The following is a 21,056-nucleotide window of genomic DNA, read 5'->3' as shown; positions in this document are numbered from 1 at the left end:
GCATACTGTTTTTTATTTGATTTTGGGAAAAATTCAGTTGAATATTTTTAAATGAAATAATAAGCGATAAATAATCAAAAAATTGGAGGTTTTATCATGGAGGAAACACTTAATAGTATTCTGTTATAACTACAACAATTAAATAAGAATCAACAAGAATTAATGATAGAGCAGAAGGAAATGATAGGACGTATTGAAAATCTTGAAAAGGGTCAAAAAAAGTTAATCTCAACTAGTACAAAAAATAGTAATAAAATTCATGGGGAGTTAATGATAGGGCAGCAACAATTAGGAGTTCGAATAGAAAATTTTGAAAGAATAAAAGATTTTTTTTCATTAGGGCAAAATGAAATTAAAGAATTAATTATACAATCAACAGCTTATTTGTCTGGAAGGCTGTCTGGTTCGGAAAGAATGATGGTGGAAATCGAATGGTTTAATGATAGTGAGCGGCAAGAGCTTTTGCATAAAATAAATGAAAAAATGTTTACAAAAAAGGGCAATACATGGTCGGATAATTGGGAAGATCATTATGATGATTACTAGAGATATGGCTGCGTTGTAGCGTAAATCAACAGTCAAGTTAACACTACCAAAGTTAAAAACAAATTTTATTTAACCTATTTATTATAATAAAAACGGAGGTTCTATTATGGAAGAAAAACTAAACATTATTCTTAAAGAACTAGGGGATTTAACTAGAGGCCAGAAAGAATTAATAACTCGTGCAGATAAAATGGAAGATGGCCAGAATCATTTATTGAATCGAACAGATAATATTGAAAAAGGTCAGGTGGAATTAATAGGGAGAACAGAAAATTTAGAAAAGGGAGTTACCGAATTAATAGGTCGTACTGAAAGTTTGGAAAAAGGACAAATGGAACTAATTACAGGTCAGAAACAATTATCCACTCAAATTAAGAATGTAGAAAAAGGTCAGGACTTTTTGGCAACCGGACAAAATGAAATAAAAGAATTAATTAAACATTCAGCCACCCTTATGAGCGAAAATTTCACATATATTCGAAAAGATATGAAAGCATTAGCATTCGATGTTAACTCAGATGTTGAGCTTTTATTCAAAGAGATGGCTGATGTAAAGAGAAAAGTAAATAAACTTGAACAGAAATAAGTACAATTCATTTGGAGGCTGGGTTAATGGATACTGTTCCGTTCTATATAATACCTACTCAGCCACAGACGTAAATCTTTTTCTACAATTGGTCTTACTGGGTGGTCTTTTGGGATTCTTTTCAACAAAGCTAAACATAGTTGCGCCTGAACTGGAACCAAATGATCACTTAACCATGACCTCTTTTTAAAGTTAATGTCTAAATACAAGATAAAATGTTGAATTCCTTCGAAAATAATACGTTGAATTGATGAACGATTAATGAGGTGAATTTACAGAAAAAGTTTTGGATATTTTTTTGGGGGTTTTGGACATTTATTGGTGAGTTTTGTACACTTTTTTGTGGGTTTTGAACAATTTTCTAGAGGCTTTGGACATTTTTATGAACCTTTTGGACATTTAGACAATATTTGGAAAAAATCCACAACAAACTGCAACGAAAAAAGTTAAATTAGACAATTTTTGGAAAAAACAAAGTCAAGTCCGAACAATTGTGTATTTGCATAATTACAATTTACATCAGGTAGAACACTAACAGTTAAATATTAGATTTATCCCCTCGAGTCAGTTGAAACCTATAAATTGTATAAGAAACATCAAAAATTTAAGAATGTATGTTCTGTTTTAAACCGTTGTGATATACTAAAAGGGCAATAGAATAGGATATCTCAAGGGTGGTCGGCACACCTCCAAACAGAAAGGGGGTGATGCTGAATGACAGTTTTTGAAACGTTTATGATTACGATTGCATTTGCTAGTTTAATCGTAGCCATACTGTCATTTAACCAAAAAAAATAATCCACCCTTGAGTTAACGGCTCAGGTGGATTATCCTCACTTAATTGCCGACTCCCTTTGAAGGACCGACTATTGCTTGATTGGACATGTTTCCACCATGTCCAATCTTTTTATTTTATTCAATACTTAGTCTTATTATAACCGAAATGAATGAAATTAAAAGTTTTAATTAGCTTAACAAATAATCCGTTTAATATAAAATGATTAATCTGATAAGATATCAAAATACGACGTGGTAGAATAGAGGTATCAAATATGGTACAAGTCTTGCAACTAAAAGGAGGAACAAATGGTAGTTATTCCAGTACAGCAGCGTGATAACGTCAGTAATTATCAAAGTCTTCGCTCATTATTTGAAAAAAATATAACGGTTAACAGTATCTCAGAGGTTTTAGCTACCTGCAATGTGAGTGATGACGCACAACAAATTAGAGATCAAATGGTTTTTAAAGACTATGACGTCATTGGTGTCGAAGAGAATGGTATGGTAATAGGTTATGTACTACGAGATGATTTGGGCGAAGGCACTTGTAAGGAATATATATACAGCTTCAGCCCACCTGAGCTCGTTTCGGATTCCACACCACTGCTTCAAACTCTTTTTATTTTTAAGAATACTGAAAGACTTTTTATCATAGAAGGTAATCGGATTACCAAAGTGGTGACGCTAGCGGACCTTCAGAAACCACCGATTCGCATGCTTTTGTTTGGTGTGATTTCTTTAGTTGAAATGCATCTTTATCGAATTATTAGTGAGTATTTTCCTGAGGATAGCTGGAAAAATCAATTAACTGCCAAGAGGACACAACTGGCAGAGGAGTTGTTTTTACAAAGAAAAGCTCGAAATGAGGCGATTCAGCTTAGTGATTGTTTGCAGCTTTGTGATAAGAGGGACATCGTATTAAATGAGCAGCCATTAAGAGAGCTTTTGGGTATTGAATCAAAAAGTAAAGGGAAGGATTTCTTCAAGAAATTAGAAATTCTGCGCAACAATCTAGCCCATTCCCAAGATCTTAATACCCAAAATTCCTGGAATGAGATGTTCTCATTAATTGAGCAGACGGAGAAGATCCTAGAGGAATGCGAAAAAATATAACCGAAATATAAAATCATCCCACCAATATAATCTTGGTGGGATGATTTTAGCTTATGTTTTGTTCCATTCGAATTTTCTCGAGTAATGCACGACAGCCATCTGATACCAGCTGATACGTTTCTTCGAAGTCACCTGTGTAATAAGGGTCAGGGACATCTTTGTTATGTTCTGTTAAATCGAGCAGTCGAATAATTTTCGGATGCTTCGGCTTACCGGTGATTTCAAAAATGTTTTTTACGTTGCTCTCATCCATTCCAATAATATAATCAAACGTTTCAAAATCTTCTTTTGATAATTGACGACCAACCAGACCGTCTGCGGAAACATTGTATTTTTTTAAAATCGAAAGAGTTCCTTTATGTGGCGGAGAACCTATATGCCAAGAACTTGTAGCAGCTGAATCAACGGACACTTGGTTAGTCAAATTTTCTTTTTCCAATAAATCCCGAAATAATGCCTCTGCCATTGGTGATCGGCAAATGTTACCCAAACAGACAAATAATACATTAATCATAGCAATAACTCCTTTTAACCTATTAAGCTTAGTTTAAACTCCATAACGATATTCTAAGCATATAAACCATTAATGTAAAATGAAAAAACCTTTATGTGTTTCAGGATTCCGGCAATTCTATGAAAGCAGTGAGGTGTCGTGTAATAAATATATTAAAAAATGAGTAGGACTGTTATTGGTTATAATTTGACCATCTACATAGTAAAAATAGGATATGGTTTGTTTTTTCAAGGATTATAAGTCCCTCTAAATGATCAGCTTAGAAAAGATTTAACTAATAAGGAGGAGTTTATGGTGAAATCGATTGGAATTTTGGGCATAGGTCAAGCAGGTGGGAATATAGCAGAAATTGCGTCGGCCTTGAATTTTCCAACAGCTCTCATTAATACAAATCAACGTGATGGTGCCGTCAACACCCGGGTAGAAAAAAAGTTTTTTGTTCCTGGATATAGTGGTGCAGGTCAAGATCGTTCCTTAGGCTTACGGGCGCTTCAAGAAAACTATAAGGAAATCATTGATTTTGTCACCAGTTCCTTTAAAAACATCAAGTTTCTCTTAGTCGCTTTTTCAACGGATGGTGGCACGGGGTCTGGGATGAGTCCGATGTTAATTGATCTGTTAATCGATCAATTGCCGGGTATCAAGGTGGGGGCGATTGCGGTTATCCCGGAACGAAATGTATTAGCAGGAAATCGGATAAATACCGCGGAGTGTATTGAAGAACTTTCCAATATAGAAGGAATTTCTTCTGTATTCCTCGTCGACAATGATCAAATGCGAAAAATGAAACCACAATCCAGTAAACACGAAATTTATCTTTCTGCTAATCTTCAGGCCATTGAGGCTATTAACCATCTTCTGAAAATCACGAAAAAGAGTTCATTTTTTGGCAATTTTGATGAAACAGATCTAATGAATATCCTCGGTTCAAGAGGAGTAACGATGATTTCTTCTACTGCGATTACGGAAGCGAAAACTACCTCGGAGGTCTCAAAGAAAGTCCAGGTTTCGTGGGAGAACTCGATTTTTTGTCCTGTTGAATCACAAGGCGTCATCCGGGCTGGGCTTATCTATGAAGGTCCAGAGAACATTTCAAAGCTGATTAATGTACCTTCCGTCTTTGAGAGGGTAGGCGAACCGCTGCAATTATTCGAAGGAACCTATATCTCAGAATCTGACCCTACCATTACAACCATCCTTGCTGGACTATCCTTTCCAACTCGCCGTATGCTTTCCGTTGAAGAAACCATAGAAAAGAATAAAGAACGATTACAGAACCTTGTGAAAAAGGAAAGTACCCAAAATTACGAGTCTAAAATCCGTTGGGCTTCCAACTTAAAACTGATTAAACAGGACAGAAAGCCCGTATCGATCACTTCCAAGTTAAATAAATATCAAAAGTAATGGAATGTGGGTGAGAAGCAACACGATTCACTAAAGATATGATCTTAGTGATTACTTTTACAATACAAGAGGCTGACTTATTCTAGCCGTATCATTGCGACTTTTTTAAGTCAGCCCATTTTACTACTTTTTAGTGTCTAGTTTTCCGTTGTCGTTTAAATCTTTGAACTCTTTACCTTTGATGGTTAGAATATCTTTGGAAGTTACAAATCATTGAGGTTCTGTTCTGACAGTCACCTTGTTCTCATTTCCGCGTTCAAGCATAAGGAATTACTAGCGATGACAACATTAGGGCTCCGGCAGTCAATACAGCTGCTTTTTTATCTTCTTCAATAAAACCCACTTTTTTTTCTCCCCAATTTTATTTAAGATAGCCAAGCTGAAAAAAAGTAGAACATTTTGTAACAATAAATCACTCACAATCTTGCAAATGATTTCAATTTCAAACTCAGTTTACGAGAATTCAAAAGAAATAGGGAGTTTTTTGGTGAATTTGTTTTTTAAATATTCGGAAAAATGATAATTAGTGCCTATTACCTAATTGCTAGCTATTTTGTGTGTCGAAAATGAACAAAGATGTTAGAAAACGGTTGGCAAAAATGGATTATTGTATTTATGGATAAGTACAAAATTATTATGGGTTACCAAATTGAAAATGGTATTATTTAACTATAGTGTGTACAATGTAGTAAAAAAACATTACGAACTACGAATGATTCGTAGTAAACTAAATTTACTTATTAAAAGCATAAAGTGGAAAGTATCACATTCAAAAAAGGAAAAGGAGAAAACTATATGTCTGAACTAGAGTCATATATTCCGATGGTTAAATTTTTTTCTAAATTTCTTGGAACAGATGCAGAAGTAATCTTGTACGACACACGTAAAATGGAAATCGTATTGATTGAAAATGCTTTTAACCCTGATGTTAAAGTAGGAAGTCCAATTCCAGAAATGGAAAAAAAGTTTATGGAACAAGAATTATTTAAAGAAGAAGAATCACTAGTGAATTATCGTGCCTTCTCCCACGAAAGAAATAAATTAAGGTCTGCTACTCATTTTATTAACAATCTGAATGGTGAATTAATTGGGATGGTAACGATTAACTACAAAGTAGATGAATTAATTGAGCTTAGGAGTATGTTAAATCGACTAATTAGTGGTACAGAGCCTTTTCAATATAAAACCGATCATTTTTATGAAAGCTACAACTTATCGTTTGAGGATTTAATGACGAATACCATTAAAGAAGCTTTAAAAAATTTCAATGTTCCACCTGAAAGATTGAGTCATGAAGAAAAATTGGAGCTAATTCGCATGCTAGATGAAAAAGGTATCTTTTTGATGAAGGGATCGATTAGCGAGGTGGCAAAAATCCTGCATATCTCGGAAACATCTGTCTATCGATATATTAACAAGCTTTAATAAAAACCGTAAAAAATCCCGTGAATGATTTTCTCGGGATTTTTACTATTAGTATGATTTTAAAATTAAAAATAATAATTTTCTGAATTGTGTTGAAATTAAATTTTCCGAGTGGTAAAATATTCACAGGATGAAAAAAAATTACCACTAAGAGAGGATGAAATCAAATGCGTTTTATGACAGCAGAACCATTTCGCATCAAAATGGTGGAAAGAGTTAAAAAAACGACAAAAGCCGAGCGTCAACAATGGTTAAAGGAGGCAAGATATAATGCCTTTCAAATGAAAGCTGAAAATGTATACATTGATTGTATTACTGATAGTGGAACATCTGCCATGAGCAGTGAACAATGGTCTGCCCTCATGCTTGGAGACGAATCGTACGCTGGATCGAAAAGCTTTTATAAATTAGAGGAATCGGTTCAAGATATCTTCGGGATGCAATTTGTGCAGCCAACTCATCAAGGTAGAGCAGCGGATTACATAATGGCAAGAATTTATGCAAAACCAGGAAAATACGCGATTGGAAATATGCACTTTGATACATTTAGAGGGAATGCTGAGGTAATCGGTGCATTGGCTGTCGATTATGTTGACGACATTGGGAAAGATACCGCCAGCCCTCCACATCCATTTAAAGGAAATATTGATCTTAAGAAAATGGAAAAATTAATTTCGGAAAAAGGGGCAGAAAATATTTCCGTTGTCATCATCACCGTAACATGTAATAACAATGGCGGACAGCCTGTTTCTATGCAAAACATCAGAGAAGTGAGTGCCTTAGCGAAAAAACATAATATTCCTGTGGTAATTGACGCAGCAAGACTTGCAGAAAATGCTTACTTCATCAAACAAAGAGAAGAAGGCTATGAAAATAAAACGATTAAAGAGATTACTAGAGAAATGTTTTCATATTGTGAAACAGCCACAATGAGCTCGAAAAAGGATGGTCTTGTAAATATCGGTGGTCTTTTCGTTACTAGAAATGATGAGGTTCTGAAAGTAGCACAGCAATTAGCCATTGTTCATGAAGGATTTATTACCTATGGCGGCTTAGCAGGGCGTGATTTGGAAGCGCTTGCTGTCGGACTGCAAGAGGGCGTGGATGAACAGTATCTGGAATACCGGATTAATCAGGTTAAATATCTTGGGGATCGTTTAAAGGAAAAAGGTGTTCCAATTATTGAACCAACAGGGGGACATGGGGTTTATGTTGACGGAAGGAGATTTTTTCCGCATATCCCGCAAAGTGAATTCCCTTCGCAACGTTTGGTTGTCGCATTATATGAAGAAGCCGGGGTTCGGGCGGTCGAAATAGGGGCCTGTGCGTTTGGTGCAAAAGATCCATTAACAGGTGAAGATATTTTTCCTGAAGTGGAAGTGATGCGAATTGCAGTTTCTAGAAGGGTGTACACCAACAGCCACATGGATGTCATTGCAAACGCATTAGGTGAAATTTATCAAAAGCGAGAGCAGTACAGAGGCATGAAATTAGTTTATGAAGGACCAATCACCTCCCTGCGCCACTTTACCGCAGGATTTGAACTCTTGCCTCAGACCAATGCCGTAACGATAGAAGGTTAATCGTCTAAATAAGCCGAAGCAACATGATGTTCGATTTGTTTCGGCTTTTCTACTAAACAATATACCAAGAGAATGCACAACAAATTGGAGGGTACAAAATGAAAAAATACATTAAAATTGCCGCAGGTTTAGCACATGTTGATTATGGTCATATCGCTGATATTGTGAAAGAAGCTAGTGATGCAGGAGCAGATTACATCCACTCGGATGCCGCAGATATGTACGATTTAAGAAATATGCAGTTAATGGGTGGACATCAAATCATTGAAGGGATTCGCCCAGTAACAGATAAACCAATCGAATGTCATATTTATACACGTGAATGTGACCGTTTGTTTATTGAAAAGATTGCCGCAGCGGGTGCGAATATGTTAATCATCCCGGTTGAGCAATTTATAGGTGCACCACTCGCATATATCATAAATTATTGCCGTGAATTTGGTATGAAAATTGGGCTGACGATTGGCTGTTACACCCCTTTATCATTCGTTGAAGAAGCAATCTATGACATCGACCGCTTGCATATCGTCGTTCATGGTGTGGATGAAACAGATGGAAAAGACAACTGGGGCTGGAGAAGGTCATCTATCGATCTTGTAAAAAGAGCAAGAAAGCTCATTAACGAAAAAAATCCAACATGTGAACTCGCTGTTGATGGTGGATTAAGAGCGGAGAACCTAGCTCCGATGATTGAAGCAGAACCGGATGTGGTCATTCTTTCTTCAGGAATCTTTAAGTATAAAGAGGGAATTACGGCTGGAGTGAAAGCATGTCGCGCAGCTATCGATGCTGCAAGTATCGAATACTTTGGAGAATAAAAACTAGGAGGAGAAGGGATGAATTTTTCATTTTACTCACCTGCAAGGATTGGCTTTGGGGTTGGGGTTAGGAAGGAAATTGGGGGATACGCAAGTTGTTACGGCAAGAAATGTCTGATTGTAAGAACTGCTGTCAGAGATAGCCGGCGTGAACAGTATTATACCGAAGTTACAGATAGTCTTTCTGAAAATGGTATCGAGTATGTGGTTTTTGATTCCGTTGATCCAAATCCAACAATCACCATTGTGAATCAGGGAAAAGAGCTTGCGATTCAAGAAAATATCGATTTTATCCTGGCATATGGCGGCGGTTCTTCCATGGACACCGCGAAGGCAATCGCACTACTGGCGAATAATCGGGATTATTCTTGGGAGTATTGCTTTAACCAGTTTTCTGATCCGTTTAGCGATAAAGATAAAACTGTTAAATCGTTACCTATTTTAACCATCACTACCACATCTGGTACAGGTTCACATGTTACCCAGGCAGCGGTTGTAACGGATCTAGAAAAAAATGAAAAGTTAACTCTGTTCCATTCATGCTTATTCCCAAAAGTCTCTCTTGTTGATCCAGAGCTCATGCTGACTGTTCCACAAAAAATAACGGCGGAAACAGGATTTGATGCCATGTGTCATGCGATGGAAAGCTTTTTTAACCCAAGAGCAACCATCTTGACTGAAACACTTTCATTACAAGCTATTTCGATTATTGTAGAATCATTGCCACTTTTATTACAAGATTTAACCAATTTACAGTTGAGAGAAAAGTTAGCATACGCTGATACGTTAGCAGGTATGTGTCTTTCTAACGCCGGCGCCGAAGCTCCTCATCCTATTGCAGAAACCATTAACGGTTATTTTCCAGCGATAGCACATGGACAGACATTAGCCTTTGTTTACCCAAATTACGTAAGGCATGCCAGCTCGGTCATACCAGAAAAGATTGGTACTTTGTTAGGTATTTTTAAAGACTATCAACCTACTGGAGAACAAGTGACATTTTCTGAACGAGCAGCAATTACGATGAAAAACTTTTTACAAGAAATCGGATTGTCTCTGCCTTTCACATTTGAAGGGGACAAAGACAATCTTATTAAGGAAATGAAAGATAAACTTTGCTTTAATCTTCCATTAACCAATTCCGATAAGTTAAAAGAAATTCTAGTTCAAAGCTTGTAAAAACCAAAGGTGGTTAGAAAAGAAATTAAATATAGAGAATATGAGGTAAAAACAGGTGAAGTATCTTATTGACTCAGCTAATGTGGAAGAAATAAACCGTTTATTGGAGCTTGGTGTTATTTCAGGGGTAACGGCAAATCCATCTCTATATGAAAAACAAAATACAAATTTTTATGAATTTTTAAGGGAGTATAGTAAATTTGATATTTTACTAACCGCAGAAGTCGTAGGGGATCACCATGTTAACTTAATACGCCAAGTTGAAAAAATCACCGAAATTTCAAAGGATATCATTATTAAACTTAATTACTCTCCAGCGAGTTTAAAGCTTGTAAAACTGTTAAAGGAAAAAGGAATCAAAACAGCCATTACATTAGTTTTTGACATGAATCAAGCCATGTTGGCTATCAATGCGGGAGCGGATTATCTATTCCTGTTTGTTGCCAGAAATGAGGAATTAGGTGTAGATGGTCTAGCATTTGTAGAGAATGTTGCGAAAGTAATAGAGAAGAAAAATTACTCGACTAAAATAATCGCAGCCAGTATCCGTACCAAATATCAACTTGAAACGGTGGCATTATATTCTGATTACATCGCGGCACCAAACAAGCTAATAGAAGAGAGTTTTAACCACCGGCTAACGATTTCAGGTAAAAAACAGTTTGAGGCTGACATGGCAAAAATCATAAGGACCCAGGAGGAGATTCAGATTGAACAGCCTCAATAAGTTTTATTATGAAAAACTCCAATACTATGAAGAAGAATTAATGATGGATTTAGCCAACTTAATTCGGATTCGTTCGGTCCGATCTGATGAAACAAGTTCACCTCATGCACCCTTTGGTAATGGAATCCGTCAATCTTTTAATGAATTATTGAATATTGCAGAGCGTGATTCTTTTCAGTTTTCAGATTTTGATGGGTATGCCCTTCATATTGATTACGGAAGCGGGGATGAAATAGTCGGAATTCTCGCTCATTTAGATATTGTTTCGGAGGGCAATAAAGATGACTGGACATTTGATCCCTATACATTAACGGAACTTAATGGCTTTTTATATGGTCGTGGTATTAATGATGATAAGGCACCACTTTTAGCAGCCTATTACGCAATGAAAATATTAAGAGATTTAAATATTCCATTGAAAAGGAAAGTCCGATTAATTGTTGGCGGTGCAGAGGAAACAACCTGGGAGTGTATGGAACATTATTTTACCTTTAATCCTCAACCAGAGTTCGCTTTCACCCCGGATGGTGATTTTCCCATTGTTCATTGCGAAAAAGGAGTTATCCAAGGCACTTTTACCTTTGAACCAGAGAGAGTGTTAAATAAAGAGCCCCCGCATAAATTGATTGAGATCCAAAGTGAGAGGCAGCGAGGGTTTATTTGTGAGACTTGTAAAGTAATATTGGAGAGTCAATATCCAGAAGCCATGAAAAGTGCTCTTTCCGATGCGGATGAAATCATCATCAGTAATCAAACTATTACTGCTATTTACAAAGGTGATAAGGCATTATCACGAAACCCTCATAAGGGAAAGAATGCATTTTTCCTTTTCGCTAAGAACATGATCCATCTTAAAAATGAATTGGCAAATGGAGAAAAATTTTTTTCGTTGCTAGAAAGTTATTTACTAGAAGATATTTATGGCAAAAAAATCGGTCTGTTTCATCAAGACAGCGAGACAGGCAGTACCACTATGGCCATCCCTTATGTAACTTTTGATGGACAAACCTTTGAAATAGCCTTTGATTACCGTTTCCCTAAGGGACAGACGTTAGAAACCGCCACCAGTGCTTTACAAAGGTTCTGTACTGAGCAAAGATTAAGCGCTTCCATTTATAAATCATTGGACCTTCATTATCTCCAACAAGATTCACGTTTAATCTGTCAGCTTAAACAAGCCTATAAAAGTGTTACTGGTAATGAAGCAGAAGGGATTACAAAAGGTGGAATTTCTTATGCAAGGGTATTAAAAAATGGCGTATGTTTCGGTCCAACCTTTCCTGGAGATGAGCCAAACACACATATGCCAAATGAACGGATTCGAATAGAAACATTGTTTAAATCAATCATTATCTATTGTGAAACAATTCGTTTATTGGCATCTTAGACTACACATCATCGTCCTTCGTTTAATAGAAGTTTTGTGGAAACAACTATACATTTAGGGGTGTGAGGATTAATGAAGGGGAAAATTCAAGTGTTTGCTGGTTCTATGATGATACCAGTTATCCTCCTGGTAGTTGCCGGGATTCTTATTGGGATAGGTTCAGCTTTTGCTAATTTACAAAACGTGAATGCTCTTCATTTAGGATGGTTAATAAAAGAAGGAAATTTCCTGCATGATTTCTTTGTGGTTATCAATAGTTTAGGCTTTATGGTCATGAGATTCCTGCCTGTATTTTTTGCAGTAGGTATTGCTTTTGGATTAGCAAAGAAGGAAAAAGGTTGGTCAGCATTGGGAGGACTCGTTCTTTTCCTTGGTTTGAATACTATTATCAATACGATGTTAAGTATGAACAATTTAAATGCAGAAACCACAACTGTTGAAGCATTAATCGCTTCAGGATTCTCAGATCTTGATGCAAAAAATTATAATTCTTTATTTGGGCATAATCTTGGTATTTTCAGTTATAATATGGGGATTTTTTCTGGATTAATTGCTGGTGTTGTTGCTAGTATCGTCCATAATCGTTATTGTGAAAAACAATTACCCAATGCGCTATCATTCTTTTCTGGACCTAGATATGCTCAGATCTTAAACTTTGTTGCTGTTATACCTGTCGGAATACTATTATATTATGTTTGGCCATTTATTGGTAATGGACTTGCAAGTTTGAGTAATTTTATTACTGCAAGTGGTTTAGTTGGAACATTTGTTTTTGGGGCGATGGACCGTGCATTACTTCCAATTGGTATACATCACTTGATTGCCTTCCCAATCGAATACACTTCCGTTGGTGGAACGATGCTGGTAGATGGAACCCTCTATGAAGGCGTTCGGAACATTATGCTTGCACAAATGGGCTCACCTGAAGCGTCGGAATACATTGTTAGAAACTTTACAACTGGACGTGTGTTGTTCCACTTTGGCGGACTGCCAGGTGCTGCACTTGCTATCTATTTTACAGCTAAAAAAGAAAATCGTAAAAAAGTCGCAAGTTTATTAATCCCAGCTATATTAACGGCTGTATTAATTGGTGTAACTGAACCGATTGAGTATACTTTCTTGTTTGTTCAGCCGCTACTTTATTTCTTAATTCATGTTCCAATGTCTGGATTGTCCTATGTGTTTACCGAAATGCTTAATGTTTCAATCATTGGGACGGCTGTTCGTGATATGTTCCCGAACCTGTTGCAAACTGGTAAAGTACATGCCTTATCGTTACTGTTCTTAATTCCAGCATACTTTGCTGTATATTATTACACCTTCCGTTGGGCGATTTTGAAATTTAATATTAAAACTCCAGGCCGAGAAGATGCAGCAGAAGAAAGTCAAATCAAACTTTATTCGAAGAAAGATTATTTACAACAACAAGAACATGCTGTAGCTGAAGAAGTGGTAATAGTAAATGAAAAAGACCAAATTACAGGAATCATTGCCGCTCTAGGTGGCAAAGAAAATATCAAACATATCACAAATTGTGCCACCAGATTACGCGTGGATGTAAACGATAAGAATCTAGTCGACACAGATGATGTATGGGTGAAAACCCTTGATGCAAAAGGGGTTGTCAGAAATGGAAACGCTTTACAAATTATTTTTGGAACACATGTCATTACCCTCGCTACAAAAGTAAAAGACAAATTAGGCATGGATTAAATTGCCAAAGTGCCAGGTACCATCCAAATTTTGGTTGGTGCCTGGCACTTTCTTTCTCATGAAACCTAAATGGGATGAATATAATCTTATCAAGTTGTAGATTCGAATAAGGGGGGGAATGATAGTTGGATAGGTTGAGATTTAGCCAATTGAAGACATTTGTAGAATTGGAATATAAGGGTAGACATGATATGATTCCACAATTTCATTTCGATGTAAAAGATTTACAATGGTTTATTGAGCAAGCCGAAAAAGCTGAGTATTATGAACGTTCGTTAAGAACAATTACAGAAGATATGAATGAGAAGGTATCCAGAGAAGTAATAGAATTTGCAAGTAAGATATTAAAAAATTAACTAAAACATGCAAGGTCCAAGTAACTTCCATTGATAAAAAATGGCTACATGAAAACCAATGATGTTTACTCAATCCTTTCAAATTGAAAGGAGGGGAGTTTGAAGTGGTAGTCCCAAGCAACGATAAACGCAGATATATGCCAGGGATTGATGGACTTAGAGCTTTTGCGGTCATTGGTGTAATCCTTTACCATTTGAATATTCCATGGTTTCCGGGTGGTTTTTCAGGTGTAACGGTTTTCTTTGTATTATCAGGCTATTTAATTACGGACATCCTCATTGATGAGTGGAATAAGAAACATAAAATTAACTATCTGTCCTTTATGGTTCGGCGCTTTCGAAGGTTGGCCCCGGCATTATTGCTGATGATCTTACTTGTGACTGTTTGGGTAACACTCACGAATCACCCTTCTTTTGAAAAATTACGCGCTGATTTTTTGCCTTCCCTTTTTTATGTTACAAATTGGTGGTACATTTTTCGAGAGGTTTCCTATTTTGATTCCTTCGGATCGGTTTCACCGTTAACACATATATGGTCACTGGCCATTGAGGAACAATTTTATCTGATTTGGCCGCTAATAGTGATCATTGGTTTTACTTTTATAAAAAGAAAAAGATTTCGAGTTTTGGCTATTCTTGTTGGAGTTATCGTTTCAGCATGGTTAATGGCATACCTCTATATACCGGGAGCGGACCCTTCTCGCGTCTATTATGGAACAGATACTAGAGCCTTTTCCCTTCTTTTAGGGGCAGCTTTAGCCCTCCTTTGGCCAAGTCAAAGATTATCTAAAAGCTTACCCAAACAGGCAAGCATCGTCCTTGAAAGTGTTGGAATAACAGGTTTACTTCTCATCATCATGATGTTTACAATGGTGTCCCAATTTGGCCATTTTCATTATCAGGGCGGAATGCTTCTTTTATCCATCATCACCACTTTCGTTGTAGCAGCATTAGCTCATCCTGCTAGTAAGCTTGCAAAATGGATCAGTGTAAAGCCTCTTCGGTGGATGGGGGAACGTTCTTATGGTATTTATTTGTGGCATTATCCGATTATCGCCCTAACAACACCGATTGTAAATACAGATGGAATAAACGTTCGGCGTATAACCTTACAGATAGCAGCTACCTTGATTTTGTCGGCTTTATCCTATCGATATGTGGAATTACCAATTCGCACAGGTCGATTTAAATTTACGCTAAGAGAATTTAATAAACGTCCTATTTTTCAACGAAGGATGATTTTAGCAAGCTGTGCGGTATTGTTGGCATTCATCATCGGAATTGGAGCTATTTTTGTTACCAAAACAAACGTCATCGAATCCGTTAAGGCACCGTTAACAATAGCCCCTGTAGATGAACTTGTAGATGAACCTGTATTCAACCATGAACCTGAGCCTGAAGTTGAGGAACCAATCATCGAACCAGATGTGAAGGCTGTTACAATTATCGGTGATTCCATTCTCTATGATGTTGCTCCTTTCTTTAAAAATCATTATCCAGATGCGATGATCGATTTCCGTGTGGGCAGGCAAATGTCTGAGGTACCTGAGGTGATAAAAACTCTAGAGAGCAATGGCCAATTAGGGGAATATGTGATTATTCAAGTCGGTACCAATGGACCCTTTGTTAAAACCGATCTAGAAAAAGTAATAGAATATCTAGGTAATAAAAAGGTGATTTTAGTAAACTGTCGTGTACCTAGACCATGGGAGGCCACCGTGAATTCTACACTAGAAGAAGTTGTTACTAGTATGCCCAATACCACTCTCATAGATTGGTATGGTGCGAGTGCAGGACATGCGGAGTTTTTTGCAAATGATGGTGTTCATTTAACAAAGATAGGCGGCGAAACATATGCCAACTTATTAGTCGAACAAATAGAAAAATAACCAAAATCTCCAAAAATCCCTTTGAAGCAAGCCTTCCAAGGGATTTTTTCTAGTTTCTTAATCGGTAAATATCGATATTTGTATTATTCTATTTAGCGTTATTTCCACTTATTTGGAAAATACAATAAACACTACATATGAAGAGACTCAAAAACAGCAAGAAGCAAAGGAGAGCTCCATGAGAGTTCTTGAGTACAAATCACTCCAAGAGCATAAGAAGATTAGACCTCAATCAGGGGGCTTGAGTACAAATCACTCCAAGAGCATAAGAAGATTCGACCTCAATCAGGAGGCTTGAGGACAAATCACTGCAAGAGCACAAGGGGATTCGTCCTCAATTAGGGGTCTTGAGGACAAATCACTGCAAGAGCACAAGGGGATTCGTCCTCAATCAGGGGTCTTGAGGACAAATCTCTGAAAGAGTTCAAGGGGATTGGTCCTTAATCAGGGGTCTTGAGGACAAATCACTGCAAGAGTTCAAGGGGATTGGTCCTCAATCAGGGGCCTTGAGGACAAATCTCTGCAAGAGCACAAGAAGATTCGACCTCAATCAGTGGTCTCGGGATCTAATCTCTACAAGAGAACAAGATATTTTTTACTAAGTCAGAACTTTCTTTGATAGAAATGGTATAATTTTCATAATACTAGGTGTCGGTTATATTGGAGGGGGATTATGAAGGTTGTAATTGCTGGTGGTTCCGGATTTATTGGTCAAAAGTTAATGGATTTGCTTCTTGCTGCAGGGCATTCGATTGTGATTTTAACAAGGAAAGAAAAGAAATCCACTACGAAGGTGCAGTATGTACAGTGGCTTGCAGAAGGTGCGGCACCAGAAACTGAAATAAAAAATGCAGATGCCTTTATCAATTTGGCTGGTGTTTCCATCAATGATGGGCGATGGACTAAGAATCATCAGAAGCAAATATATGACAGCCGGATGGCAGCAACAGACGAGTTACTTCGAATCATCGCTAGACTGCCTGAAAAGCCTTCGGTCTTAATCAATGCTAGTGCCATTGGCATTTACCCGGCTTCTTTAGAGAATGTATATACCGAAAATTCAACGGATACAGCGGACGATTTTCTAGGCAAGACAGTTCGTGACTGGGAAAATAAAGCGAAACAAGTAGACATCCATTCCATGCGGTCTGTCTTCATGAGATTTGGGGTGGTGCTTGGAAAAGAGGGTGGTGCATTACCGCTCATGGCGCTGCCTTATAAATTATTTGTGGGCGGAAAAGTGGGTTCAGGGGTGCAGTGGGTATCCTGGGTTCATGTAAATGATGTGGTCAGAGCTATCGTATTTGCGTTAGAAAATCATCAGTTGAGTGGGCCAGTCAATGTTACATCACCTGCTCCAGTTCGAATGAACGATTTTGGTAAAACCATTGGAGCTGTTTTACACCGACCACACTGGTTTCCAGTACCATCTTTCGTAATGAAAACAGTCCTTGGGCAAAAAAGTGCACTCGTTTTGGAAGGTCAACACGTATTTCCTCAAGTGTTAATGGAGGAAGGTTTTGAATTGAAATTTCCAACACTTAAATCTGCTTTAGAGGATTTGCTTACGGGACAGTAGGGTCCCAAAATTCATGATTACGATTAATTTTGCTAGTTAAATCGTAGCCCAATTCTCATTTAAACATAAAAATAATCCACCCTTGGTTCGAGACTCGGGTGGATTATTGCTCCTATATAGTCGACCCCTATTGAGGGAACATTCTATTGCAGGCCCGGACATGAGTGTAAATCCAATTGGGATTCTTTTTGAAACTATTTTTTTTCGACTTTTACTAATCCTTTACCTAGATTATCCCTTTCAAAATAGCATTTTACAACGTCGTCGACTTGAATAATATCCCCCGAAACGATGCTTTCCTCGGAAAAAATGATCTGTCTTCCTTCATCACTTCCTCCGTAATATTTATTGCCTTCAATTTTGCTAATTTTAAATTCTACTATATTGTACTCTAAGGATTCACTGCTTAGGTTGGTAACTGAAGAATTGGTTTGGGATTTCACTAAAACTAAAACCAATAATATTGATGAAAGCACCCCAAGGATAATCATTCTTTTGAACATACAATCTCTACCTCCCCCTATGTATTTTAAAAGATGAAAGAGGAAAGTAAATCCTCCTATTCTCCTTTGGTCTTTCTGCCTATTAAAAAACCATAAATATGTAAACGTAGATAATCTCCACTCTAACCAGACAAACTTGATAAATTGACATATCAAAATTGTTTGACTATTATAAGGACTAACTAAATAAGATTTTTATTACTAGGGGTGCCCTGCGATACGGGCTGAGAGAAAAACGATAAGTTTTTTAACCCTTTGGACCTGATCTGGATCATACCAGCGTAGGAAAGTAGCCAAGTAGAAATTACCTTTTCTCTTACTATTTAAGCCAGGTCCAATTTACATGGATTTGGCTTTTTTATGTTTAAAAGAGTAATAGGAACACTAAATGAAGGAGGAACGGCTATGAATAGCAGTAACATCAGTTCAATTTTACAAAGAGTAAGAGAGGAGAATCCGCTCGTACATAATATTACCAATGTAGTGGTTACCAATTTTACAGCAAACGGGCTACTTTCCCTTGGGGCTTCACCTGTCATGGCTTATGCACCAGAAGAAGTAGCGGACATGGTCCAAATTTCTCGTGCCCTCGTCCTGAATATTGGAACCTTAAACAAGGATGTGGTGAGCTCAATGATTTTGGCTGGAAAAACAGCGAACGAGCTTGGCATTCCAGTCATTTTCGACCCGGTTGGAGCAGGAGCAACTTCATTCAGAACAGAAATGGCGCAATTGATTATCAATGAAGTGAACATATCGGTTCTACGCGGAAATGCCGCTGAAGTTGCAAATGTTCTAGGGGAGAAGTGGGAAATCAAGGGCGTCGATGCTGGTGAACAGCAAGGGAATCATTTGGAATTGGCCGTAAACGCAGCGAAAAAGCTCCATACCATTGTCGTGATTACCGGCAAAGACGATGTGCTGACAAATGGTGAGACAACGTACATCGTATCCAATGGACATCCACTCTTAACAAAAGTAACAGGTGCGGGCTGTCTGTTAACCTCCGTAATCGGTGCATTTGCCGGAGTGGAGAAGAATTTTCTCAGTGCTGCACTATCTGCATTAACCTTCTATGGGATAGCAGCAGAAAAGGCAATTGAAAAGGTAGGAAATGGGGGACCCGGAAGTTTCCAAATCGAATTTTTAAATCAACTTGCTCTTGTTTCACCAGAAGATATCCATCAATTCGCTTCATTCAAACAGCTATAGGGAGTGTTCATAATGAAAAAAGCATTAACAATTGCCGGATCAGATAGTGGCGGCGGCGCAGGAATACAGGCAGATTTAAAGACATTTCAAGAGTTAGAGGTTTTTGGAATGTCTGCACTTACTGCTGTAACGGCGCAAAATACGTTAGGAGTCCAAGCGGTATTTCCAATGACAGCCGAGGCTGTTAGTAAACAAATCGAATCGATTGGTGAAGATATGGGTGTGGATGCACTTAAAACTGGGATGCTGTTTAATGCAGAAATCATCAAAGCGGTTTCTGAAAAAATAGTAATCTATAATTGGAAAAATGTCGTGGTGGATCCCGTTATGATTGCTAAGGGTGGCGCATCCTTACTCCAAATCGAGGCTATTTCGGCATTAAAACAATATTTATTACCTCTTTCGATGGTGATTACACCGAATATTCCTGAGGCAGAGGTTCTGACCGATATGTCGATTCGAAAGGATGAAGATAAACGGGAAGCTGCCAAACGACTTTATGATTTAGGAGTTAAGAATGTGATCATAAAAGGCGGACATGATGAGGATGGTCATGTAGCGGTGGACTTATTGTTTGATGGGAAGGAATTTACTACTTTTTCTAGTAAAAGAGTTCTAACTAAGAATACACACGGCACAGGCTGTACGTTTTCAGCGGCCATTACTGCAGAGCTTGCCAAAGGTTTATCCGTCTGGGAAGCGGTTTCAAAGGCAAAGAAATTTATCCAAGCAGCGATTGAAGATGGATTCCAGATTGGTCAAGGACATGGGCCAACCAATCACTGGGCGTATCGAAAAAGAAATGAACTGAAAAGGTAGGTGACCAAAAGATCGATGATTAAAATTGATGCTATAAAAGAGGCATTGAACGTCTACTTTATTATGGGCAGTACAAACTGCAAGGAAAATCCAGCCCAAGTTTTGCGTTACGCGATTGAAGGTGGTATCACTCTTTTTCAATTCCGTGAGAAAGGAAATGGAGCGTTAACGGGGGATAAAAAGGTTGAACTAGCGAAAGAATTACAGCAAATATGCAAAGAACATCGTATTCCTTTTATTGTAAATGATGATATCAACTTGGCGATTGCCCTTAACGCCGATGGTGTACATATCGGGCAGGAGGATGAACCAATTGAGGTAGTGAGAAAGAAGCTTGGCGATAAAATCATTGGTGTATCTGTCCATAGTGACGATGAAGCAATGACTGCGTTAGCAGGAGGAGCTGATTATTTTGGGATCGGCCCTATTTTTCCTACGAGGACAAAAGAAGATGCCAAACCTTCAAACGGCACGAAACTGATTGAAGAATTGCGAGCAAGAGGTGTGACACTTCCGATCGTTGGGATAGGTGGTATTACAGCAGAAACAGCTGGGTCGGTTATCCAAGCGGGAGCGGATGGAGTATCCGTTATTACTGCCATTAGCCATGCTGATTCCGTTACAGAAGCGGCTAAAGAATTAAGAAATAGTGTGCTAGTCTAAAATATTTATTTGTGCCCATCTCATGGTACACGTAAACATTAATCGTGCCCGCTAAGGCTAATATTTTTAGTTTAAGGTAACGATAAGACACCAATCGTGCCCGCTAAGGTAAATATTTTAAGTTTGAGGTAACGATACGTCGCTAATCCTGCCCTCTAAGGCTTATATTTTAAGTTCAAGGTAACGATACGATGCTAATCGTTAACGCTAAAGCTCAAATTTCAAGTTTAAGGTAACGATAAAGATCCAAACCCAAACCC

The 21,056-nt window shown here is 37.7% G+C and carries 20 protein-coding genes and 1 riboswitch; of the genes, 18 read left to right on the top strand and 2 right to left on the bottom strand.

The window, feature by feature from the left end:
• Nucleotides 1-162: 162 nt before the first annotated feature.
• From V7124_RS03080 to V7124_RS03070, 4 genes are all read left to right on the top strand, one after another.
• Nucleotides 163-546: a hypothetical protein gene (locus tag V7124_RS03080; RefSeq protein ID WP_335485844.1), complete on the top strand. Its 384-nt coding sequence runs from the start codon at nt 163-165 to the stop codon at nt 544-546.
• A gap of 106 nt (nt 547-652) precedes the next feature.
• Nucleotides 653-1,132: a hypothetical protein gene (locus tag V7124_RS03075; protein WP_335485841.1), complete on the top strand. Its 480-nt coding sequence runs from the start codon at nt 653-655 to the stop codon at nt 1,130-1,132.
• A 714-nt stretch (nt 1,133-1,846) separates the two neighbouring features.
• Nucleotides 1,847-1,930, top strand: coding sequence for a putative holin-like toxin (locus V7124_RS26215; RefSeq protein WP_420489527.1), 84 nt, complete (start codon nt 1,847-1,849; stop codon nt 1,928-1,930).
• 288 nt (nt 1,931-2,218) lie between these two features.
• The gene (locus V7124_RS03070; RefSeq protein WP_335485838.1) at nt 2,219-3,025 is read left to right on the top strand and encodes a hypothetical protein; all 807 of its coding nucleotides are present in this window, start codon (nt 2,219-2,221) and stop codon (nt 3,023-3,025) included.
• A gap of 46 nt (nt 3,026-3,071) precedes the next feature.
• On the opposite strand, the gene V7124_RS03065 is transcribed toward V7124_RS03070, so the two are convergent.
• A complete protein-coding gene (locus tag V7124_RS03065) occupies nt 3,072-3,539 on the bottom strand; it encodes a low molecular weight protein-tyrosine-phosphatase (RefSeq protein WP_335485836.1) in 468 nt (155 codons plus the stop codon).
• Between the two features lie 291 nt (nt 3,540-3,830).
• Between V7124_RS03065 and V7124_RS03060 the strand changes: the two genes are divergently transcribed.
• From V7124_RS03060 to V7124_RS03010, 11 genes are all read left to right on the top strand, one after another.
• Nucleotides 3,831-4,943 (top strand): cell division protein FtsZ, encoded by a 1,113-nt coding sequence (locus V7124_RS03060; RefSeq protein ID WP_335413822.1) that lies wholly within the window; start codon nt 3,831-3,833, stop codon nt 4,941-4,943.
• Nucleotides 4,944-5,738: 795 nt separating this feature from the next.
• Nucleotides 5,739-6,368, top strand: coding sequence for a helix-turn-helix transcriptional regulator (locus V7124_RS03055; RefSeq protein WP_335413824.1), 630 nt, complete (start codon nt 5,739-5,741; stop codon nt 6,366-6,368).
• Nucleotides 6,369-6,535: 167 nt separating this feature from the next.
• Nucleotides 6,536-7,951 carry a tryptophanase gene (locus tag V7124_RS03050; RefSeq protein ID WP_335485833.1) on the top strand — a complete coding sequence of 472 codons (1,416 nt, stop codon included), beginning with the start codon at nt 6,536-6,538 and terminating at the stop codon, nt 7,949-7,951.
• Nucleotides 7,952-8,049: 98 nt separating this feature from the next.
• Nucleotides 8,050-8,769: a ribulose-phosphate 3-epimerase gene (locus V7124_RS03045; protein WP_335485830.1), complete on the top strand. Its 720-nt coding sequence runs from the start codon at nt 8,050-8,052 to the stop codon at nt 8,767-8,769.
• Between the two features lie 18 nt (nt 8,770-8,787).
• Complete coding sequence (locus V7124_RS03040) at nt 8,788-9,948, top strand: iron-containing alcohol dehydrogenase (protein ID WP_335413830.1); 1,161 nt, start codon at nt 8,788-8,790, stop codon at nt 9,946-9,948.
• A 55-nt stretch (nt 9,949-10,003) separates the two neighbouring features.
• A complete protein-coding gene (locus V7124_RS03035; protein ID WP_335485827.1) occupies nt 10,004-10,675 on the top strand; it encodes a transaldolase family protein in 672 nt (223 codons plus the stop codon).
• Nucleotides 10,659-12,062: a Sapep family Mn(2+)-dependent dipeptidase gene (locus tag V7124_RS03030; protein WP_335485825.1), complete on the top strand. Its 1,404-nt coding sequence runs from the start codon at nt 10,659-10,661 to the stop codon at nt 12,060-12,062. Before V7124_RS03035 ends, V7124_RS03030 begins: the two co-directional genes overlap by 17 nt.
• Nucleotides 12,063-12,134: 72 nt before the next feature.
• Nucleotides 12,135-13,775, top strand: coding sequence for a PTS transporter subunit EIIC (locus V7124_RS03025; RefSeq protein ID WP_335485823.1), 1,641 nt, complete (start codon nt 12,135-12,137; stop codon nt 13,773-13,775).
• A 125-nt stretch (nt 13,776-13,900) separates the two neighbouring features.
• A complete protein-coding gene (locus tag V7124_RS03020) occupies nt 13,901-14,131 on the top strand; it encodes a hypothetical protein (protein WP_335413844.1) in 231 nt (76 codons plus the stop codon).
• A 104-nt stretch (nt 14,132-14,235) separates the two neighbouring features.
• Nucleotides 14,236-16,020, top strand: a complete 1,785-nt coding sequence (locus V7124_RS03015) for an acyltransferase family protein (RefSeq protein ID WP_335485820.1) — start codon at nt 14,236-14,238, stop codon at nt 16,018-16,020.
• A 673-nt stretch (nt 16,021-16,693) separates the two neighbouring features.
• A complete protein-coding gene (locus V7124_RS03010; RefSeq protein WP_335485817.1) occupies nt 16,694-17,599 on the top strand; it encodes a TIGR01777 family oxidoreductase in 906 nt (301 codons plus the stop codon).
• A 194-nt stretch (nt 17,600-17,793) separates the two neighbouring features.
• Here V7124_RS03010 and V7124_RS03005 read toward each other — a convergent pair whose 3' ends face one another.
• On the bottom strand, nt 17,794-18,102 hold the full coding sequence (locus V7124_RS03005; RefSeq protein ID WP_335485814.1) for a hypothetical protein: 309 nt from the start codon (nt 18,100-18,102) through the stop codon (nt 17,794-17,796).
• Between the two features lie 193 nt (nt 18,103-18,295).
• Nucleotides 18,296-18,407: riboswitch (TPP riboswitch) on the top strand.
• A gap of 100 nt (nt 18,408-18,507) precedes the next feature.
• Between V7124_RS03005 and thiM the strand changes: the two genes are divergently transcribed.
• Genes thiM through thiE form a run of 3 tightly spaced genes read left to right on the top strand, consistent with a single transcriptional unit; the run spans nt 18,508 to nt 20,796 of the window.
• Complete coding sequence (gene thiM / locus V7124_RS03000) at nt 18,508-19,314, top strand: hydroxyethylthiazole kinase (protein ID WP_335485812.1); 807 nt, start codon at nt 18,508-18,510, stop codon at nt 19,312-19,314.
• Between the two features lie 12 nt (nt 19,315-19,326).
• Nucleotides 19,327-20,133 carry a bifunctional hydroxymethylpyrimidine kinase/phosphomethylpyrimidine kinase gene (thiD, locus tag V7124_RS02995; protein ID WP_335485809.1) on the top strand — a complete coding sequence of 269 codons (807 nt, stop codon included), beginning with the start codon at nt 19,327-19,329 and terminating at the stop codon, nt 20,131-20,133.
• Nucleotides 20,134-20,148: 15 nt separating this feature from the next.
• Nucleotides 20,149-20,796, top strand: coding sequence for a thiamine phosphate synthase (gene thiE / locus V7124_RS02990; RefSeq protein WP_335485806.1), 648 nt, complete (start codon nt 20,149-20,151; stop codon nt 20,794-20,796).
• Nucleotides 20,797-21,056: the final 260 nt, after the last annotated feature.

It is taken from the genome of Neobacillus niacini (assembly GCF_036961885.1).
Taxonomy (GTDB): Bacteria; Bacillota; Bacilli; order Bacillales; family Cytobacillaceae; genus Neobacillus; species Neobacillus niacini_H.
This window is presented reverse-complemented; position numbering and strand designations above follow the sequence as displayed.

Excerpts from the sequence above, each read along its gene's own strand:
- V7124_RS03080 (WP_335485844.1), top strand. The coding sequence starts at position 163 with ATGATAGAGCAGAAGGAAATGATAGGACGTATTGAAAATCTTGAAAAG.
- V7124_RS03075 (WP_335485841.1), top strand. The coding sequence starts at position 653 with ATGGAAGAAAAACTAAACATTATTCTTAAAGAACTAGGGGATTTAACT.
- V7124_RS26215 (WP_420489527.1), top strand. The coding sequence starts at position 1,847 with ATGACAGTTTTTGAAACGTTTATGATTACGATTGCATTTGCTAGTTTA.
- V7124_RS03070 (WP_335485838.1), top strand. The coding sequence starts at position 2,219 with ATGGTAGTTATTCCAGTACAGCAGCGTGATAACGTCAGTAATTATCAA.
- V7124_RS03065 (WP_335485836.1), bottom strand. The coding sequence starts at position 3,539 with ATGATTAATGTATTATTTGTCTGTTTGGGTAACATTTGCCGATCACCA.
- V7124_RS03060 (WP_335413822.1), top strand. The coding sequence starts at position 3,831 with ATGGTGAAATCGATTGGAATTTTGGGCATAGGTCAAGCAGGTGGGAAT.
- V7124_RS03055 (WP_335413824.1), top strand. The coding sequence starts at position 5,739 with ATGTCTGAACTAGAGTCATATATTCCGATGGTTAAATTTTTTTCTAAA.
- V7124_RS03050 (WP_335485833.1), top strand. The coding sequence starts at position 6,536 with ATGCGTTTTATGACAGCAGAACCATTTCGCATCAAAATGGTGGAAAGA.
- V7124_RS03045 (WP_335485830.1), top strand. The coding sequence starts at position 8,050 with ATGAAAAAATACATTAAAATTGCCGCAGGTTTAGCACATGTTGATTAT.
- V7124_RS03040 (WP_335413830.1), top strand. The coding sequence starts at position 8,788 with ATGAATTTTTCATTTTACTCACCTGCAAGGATTGGCTTTGGGGTTGGG.
- V7124_RS03025 (WP_335485823.1), top strand. The coding sequence starts at position 12,135 with ATGAAGGGGAAAATTCAAGTGTTTGCTGGTTCTATGATGATACCAGTT.
- V7124_RS03010 (WP_335485817.1), top strand. The coding sequence starts at position 16,694 with ATGAAGGTTGTAATTGCTGGTGGTTCCGGATTTATTGGTCAAAAGTTA.
- V7124_RS03005 (WP_335485814.1), bottom strand. The coding sequence starts at position 18,102 with ATGTTCAAAAGAATGATTATCCTTGGGGTGCTTTCATCAATATTATTG.
- thiM (WP_335485812.1), top strand. The coding sequence starts at position 18,508 with ATGAATAGCAGTAACATCAGTTCAATTTTACAAAGAGTAAGAGAGGAG.
- thiD (WP_335485809.1), top strand. The coding sequence starts at position 19,327 with ATGAAAAAAGCATTAACAATTGCCGGATCAGATAGTGGCGGCGGCGCA.
- thiE (WP_335485806.1), top strand. The coding sequence starts at position 20,149 with ATGATTAAAATTGATGCTATAAAAGAGGCATTGAACGTCTACTTTATT.